This is a genomic window from Desulforegula conservatrix Mb1Pa (assembly GCF_000426225.1).
GTDB lineage: Bacteria > Desulfobacterota > Desulfobacteria > Desulfobacterales > Desulforegulaceae > Desulforegula > Desulforegula conservatrix.
The window spans coordinates 1-5,070 of sequence record NZ_AUEY01000127.1; the positions used below are offsets into that span (position 1 = coordinate 1).

At 44.0% G+C, this 5,070-nt stretch carries 9 protein-coding genes and 1 other RNA gene; all 10 read left to right on the plus strand.

Going from position 1 to position 5,070, the window contains the following annotated elements:
* Positions 1–506, plus strand: a 506-nt coding sequence (rdgC, locus tag K245_RS25735) for a recombination-associated protein RdgC (protein WP_035277833.1), incomplete at its 5' end; no start/stop codon positions are given.
* A 2-nt stretch (positions 507–508) separates the two neighbouring features.
* Positions 509–1,021 (plus strand): hypothetical protein, encoded by a 513-nt coding sequence (locus K245_RS0120520; protein WP_027360670.1) that lies wholly within the window; start codon positions 509–511, stop codon positions 1,019–1,021.
* Positions 1,020–1,083, plus strand: an RNA gene (locus tag K245_RS27520) — hammerhead ribozyme type II. The genes K245_RS0120520 and K245_RS27520 overlap by 2 nt, the downstream gene beginning before the upstream one ends.
* Positions 1,084–1,089: 6 nt before the next feature.
* Positions 1,090–1,479, plus strand: a complete 390-nt coding sequence (locus tag K245_RS0120525) for a hypothetical protein (RefSeq protein ID WP_027360671.1) — start codon at positions 1,090–1,092, stop codon at positions 1,477–1,479.
* 26 nt (positions 1,480–1,505) lie between these two features.
* Positions 1,506–1,946, plus strand: a complete 441-nt coding sequence (locus K245_RS0120530) for a hypothetical protein (RefSeq protein ID WP_027360672.1) — start codon at positions 1,506–1,508, stop codon at positions 1,944–1,946.
* Positions 1,947–2,167: 221 nt separating this feature from the next.
* A complete protein-coding gene (locus tag K245_RS25740; RefSeq protein ID WP_051284501.1) occupies positions 2,168–2,629 on the plus strand; it encodes a gp16 family protein in 462 nt (153 codons plus the stop codon).
* Between the two features lie 76 nt (positions 2,630–2,705).
* The gene (locus K245_RS0120540; protein WP_027360673.1) at positions 2,706–3,089 is read left to right on the plus strand and encodes a hypothetical protein; all 384 of its coding nucleotides are present in this window, start codon (positions 2,706–2,708) and stop codon (positions 3,087–3,089) included.
* 17 nt (positions 3,090–3,106) lie between these two features.
* The gene (locus K245_RS0120545; RefSeq protein ID WP_027360674.1) at positions 3,107–3,991 is read left to right on the plus strand and encodes a hypothetical protein; all 885 of its coding nucleotides are present in this window, start codon (positions 3,107–3,109) and stop codon (positions 3,989–3,991) included.
* A 412-nt stretch (positions 3,992–4,403) separates the two neighbouring features.
* Positions 4,404–4,586, plus strand: a complete 183-nt coding sequence (locus K245_RS0120555) for a hypothetical protein (RefSeq protein ID WP_027360676.1) — start codon at positions 4,404–4,406, stop codon at positions 4,584–4,586.
* Positions 4,587–4,590: 4 nt separating this feature from the next.
* Positions 4,591–4,785, plus strand: coding sequence for a plasmid mobilization protein (locus K245_RS0120560; RefSeq protein WP_027360677.1), 195 nt, complete (start codon positions 4,591–4,593; stop codon positions 4,783–4,785).
* Positions 4,786–5,070 lie beyond the last annotated feature (285 nt).

The following is a 5,070-nucleotide window of genomic DNA, read 5'->3' on the forward strand; positions in this document are numbered from 1 at the left end:
ACCCTGAGATTGAAGATGAAGGAGCCTCAATGATGTCTGGATGGACAGGCTTTTCAGAGCCTTATGACACAGACTATGAGAATGAGCAGTCCTTTTTTATCATGGAATATGCGCTCTTCTCCCTCAGAATCGACACGAAAGACGTTCCTGCCAGGCTTCTACAAAAGCATGTGGTTATTGAATCAAAGAAGCGTCTTTCCGGGTCGGGCAAGTCTTTTTTAACCAAAGCCGAAAAAAAAGAAATCAAAGAATCAGTTTACGCCATGCTGTTTTCCAAGGCTCCTCTAAAGCCAAGTATACATAATGTTTTATGGGATTTAGCCAAAAACGAAGTGCATATTTTTGCAGCCTCAAAAGCTGCATTAGAAGATTTTGAAACGCTTTTCAGCAAGTCTTTCGGACTCAGGGCAATCAGGCTTTTCCCTTATACTCTGGCGGAGCAGATGCTGAATCCGGCTGAGAATGCGGCTTTCCTTAACCTAATACCTTCAAGCTTCAGGGTGTAATTATGCTGGATCTGTCAGTAGCTTACAAAAAATATAAATTCATAGGTTCCGAGTTCCTAACCTGGCTGTTTTATGTGGCTGAAAATGAAGCATTCAGGATTTCTGAAGATCTGGAAATCGGCATTTCAACACATATTGTCAACATCTCTTTTGAAAATGAGATGCCAAAAGAAACATTGAGCATCAAGGGCGACGATTCTGTCGATAGAGATGAATGCACAAGCGCACTCAGGCGAGGCGCTCTTGTATCAAAGATCAGGCTGGCGTTCGAAATACGCGAAAATATTTATCATTTTACGATCCATGCAGATTGGCTGTCTTTTTCATCCTTGAACCTTCCACAGACTGAAAGCATAGCTGAAGACAGCGATGGCGCCACTCTTGAGAGGATCTATCTGTACAACCAAGCTGTAGAAGCAATGGACAAGCTTTTTGAACGGTTTATCAGGATAAGGCTCTCGAATGATTGGAATGCGGCTGTGAGCAATATCAGGAAGTGGATCACAAGAGATTAAGCGAAACCGCCTTTTGGCGGTATGCTTGGCCGGGCGGCCCAGGCACTGACGAGCAGCCGGAGGATAAAATGGCAAACAAAATAAAGAGTCTCAACAGCATATGGTCTCTCGCCTCAAAGCGGAGAATCAGCCAGGAGCGGGTTTACGAACTTGCTTCCGGGCTTGGCGTGAACAAGCTCACGGATCTGGATGAAACCGGATTCCGGGAGCTTGAACACAGGCTTATGAATTTAGCTGTGATGAAGCATGAAACCGTCTGGCCGGATCAGAGGGAGAAAATCAAATCCCTTCGCAATATGCTTGGCTGGAGCAACGAGTATCTGCTGGCTTTTGCAAAAAATCAGGTGAAGATCGAAGCGCCGGACGCAATGACCCCAGAAAAGGCGGATCTTCTGATTAGAAGAATGGGCAAGGTGCTTGCTGATGAGCAGGCAAAGAAACAGCAGACGTTGTTTTAATAACTGGCAAGGTAAAGGATCTTTAAATGGAAGATAAAACACAAGTCGAAGCAAGACCAATAACCAAGGATGACTGGGCCAGGATCAAGGAAATGATGAATTACCCTCATGGTTCAACATCGCTCCTTATTGATGGGTTTAAAGTAGAGTTATGCCAAAAGTTAATCAAAAAAAGAGTCGTTACAGCTGTGTATGTCGATGGCTACATTAAAGGTGAGTGGATGAAGGTCGGTGAAGTTGGTCAGATCCCTGAGCAAGCACGGCGTTTCTGGCAAATAAAAACAAAAAAGCTGATCCCAGAAAAAGAGATGAAAAAGATGCTCAGGGGATCTAGTAAAAACCACAAGGAAGAGATGGCTTCCAGAAATCAGTATCAGGTCGTTAATTGTTGCTGGTCGAGCTTTGGCCCTCTCAAACGTCATTTTGAAGCCAACAACAAGGATATCCGGGTTATTTCGATCTGGTAGGGAGGATTTATTATGTCTGTTTCTTTTGGGTGTAAGTGCGAAGAACGCAAAAAGCCGGTGAAAGATAGAGCCTGGTTTGTATTGCTGAGAGAACATCATTGCTCCGCATTTGCTGGTTATAGGGTTACTCCAAGTAAATATAGTACTGTTCATTGTAACTCATGTGGTTCGGCTGGCCGTACTAAAGCAGCGTATGTCTCAGAACTCAAGGATTATGAACCATGAAAACCAACAACAACAATATCAAAAGAGCCAAGCTCGCGACCATCCACATTGCAAAGGCCCAGCTTGGAATGGATGACGACACATACCGGGAAATGCTGGCAAGCTTTGGCCTGAAATCATCCAAGGATGCCAGCATTCCCAAGCTTAACGAGATCATCACGCATCTTGAATCCAAAGGCTTTGAGAGCAAAAAGAGGAAGAACCAGCCCAAGGCGGTCAAGGGGCAGGCTCCTGAAACTGCATTAATGGGCAAGATCGGGGCGCTTCTGGCTGATGGCAAATTGCAATGGGCCTATGGCCACGGAATAGCAAAGAAGATGTTCGGTGTGGAAAGGCTTGAATGGTGCGATTGCCAGCAGCTGCGGAAGGTTGTGGCGGCACTGGAATACAATAAAAAACGGCTGGCAAAAAAGCAGGCTGAAGAAGCACAGGCGCAGACAGAGAATATTCAGGTGTAGGGTGCGTGGCGTTTTTGCACGCACCGGGTTGAAATGGTGCGTGGAAAGACGCCACGCACCCTACAAAAAGGAACTTATGAAACTCGAAGACCTTGAAAGCATAATGGATGAAGAAACCTTCGTGGCGTTTCTTGGGCATTTCGGAGGCCGCAGGCTTTACGTGCCAAAGGCTGTGACTGCGGATCATTCCATTGCCGTGGTCATTGGCCTCGAAGCCGCCACAGTGCTTTCTGATTACCTCCAGGGCGAGTCCGTGGATCTTCCCACACTCGACAGATACAACCGAAGACTCAAGCGCAAAAAAATTCTTGAACTTAGAAAACAGAAAAAAAGTTTCGACTGGATTGCCTGGGAAGTTGGCTGCTCAAGACGCTTCGTGATTCAGGTTTGCAAGGATGGTCACGAGGAGATCGAAGCGGAGAGGGTTGAGCCGAGGTTCAGGCAGTTGGAGTTGTTTTAATACTATTTGGAGGGGTGATGAAATTAGAAAAAAGCATTGCTGAAAAGTTGATAATCAGCGGAATCCCTAATCAAGATCCTATAGCCGTATATTTTGAAGACATTGGGCCTGGTCAGGGTAAAATCACGATTACGTGTTTCAATGATTGCTGGTCGTATTTCTGGGGCGGCATGGGTAAAAAAACTCCAATAAGAGAATTTTTCCGCTCCTGCAATACAAGCTATATAGCTCATAAACTCAGTCCTGAAACAGAAGGAACCGTATATGACTTTTGTCAGTTACCTCAGCACGCTAAAAAGCGTATTTGTGAATTAAGAAGAGATGATGATCTTTCTGAGACCAAGGCAAGGGAGCTATTCGATGAAGCTGACCGTTTATATGCAGCTGATGATGTCAGTGATCTCGACAGAGACATTATGTTCGAAATATATGGCGAAGATTGGTATGATTGCCTTCCCCGCCAAGCGAATCATAAATACGAGTATTTGTGCCGGATTATTGAACTCGTCAAAGAAGCTATTTTGAAAGAGTCTGAGCAGTGTGGTGAAATAAATAGTCTGAATAATGCGGAAGTCATAGAAAACCTGCGAGAACAAAACAAGGCTATGGCGGCGGTGTTCACAAAGATAGCTGATTATCTTGGGGTTGAACAAGGCGATGTGCCAGGCTTGCTTGAGGAAATAACCATGCTCAAGGAATCAGCCGAGCTATTAAGCCGGATGGCTGATTTAATAGAAGCACTGCGTCCTTTTGTAGATGCCTTTGATAAAATTAAGGAATGTCATCTTTCTGATAATAATGAGCTGCAAGCGTTTAAAGACAGTAATCTTGTAATACCATCGATGTCTATCGGGCATTTTCGAAAACTGCACGAAGCTTTTAATAGATTAAAGGGGAAATAAAAATGAAATGCCCAATATGCGGGAATGAATCAGTCAAGGTTATCTTCTATGGTCTTCCTCACAGGCTTTGCAGCTCTGAGGAATGTAACTGCCTGTTTGGGTTTTGGCAAAATTTTACGCGGTTTTTGCCCTTTAATGGCGTGTATCTGCAATACGAAACATCTTATCTGTCGGCACTTTGGAGCTGGCTTACAGGCACAGTGTTTGTCTAAGTCAGGCGAAACCATTCTTTGTTCGTAACCCTTCATTAATCCAAATTTTATAAGTCTTTAAACCTTCTTTAAATAAAAAGCCGGACACCTGAAAATAATCGGGTTTCCCGGCTTTTTTGTTTTATTTGTATTGACAAAAATATCAAATGGAGCGAACGTAACACATCAAATCAACCAAATAAACAAGGAAAAAAGCCGCCATGAAAACATATAAAAACAAAGAAGAAGCCTACGAAATGATGGAAAACAAAAACAGGTCATACCGAAGGGCTGGAAATTCCAGGCAGCTGATGGTAATGGTCGAAGGGCCTGAAGAAGGCGAACACACAATCATGGATATCAAGGAAGCAATCGAAAATTCTTTCACATACGAATGGGCATAGCATAATGAGAGGCGGAACAAGGCAAGGAGCCGGGCGAAAGCCCGGCAGTTCAAATAAAGAGAAGAAGCCAGGGCGCAACCTGACAAAGCAGATCAGATGGTACGAATCAGAATGGGAGCAGATTGAAGCGGCTGCTGAAAAAGCTGGAATGACTCCGAGTGAATTTATTCGTAATGCTGCACTGGGTAAACTTGGGTAAATATTGAAGCCCGAAAGCCTGAAATATCAGGTTTTCGGGCTTTTTGTATTGAGATATTGCCATTAATCATATTGACATTTTATGTTGTTGTTGATTATGTGAAAAAAACAGCCGCCCGGCTGAATCATGAAAATCCGGCATCTTTAATGCCTGGAATAGATAGCCTGCCTTATTATTGTTTGTCTTACATATCTTAAAACGGAGGGGTTTATGAAGAGGGGAATGTTGTTTTCGTGCGTGCTGATTCTGTTGAGCCTGTTTTTTGTAAATGGGGCTTTTTGCCAG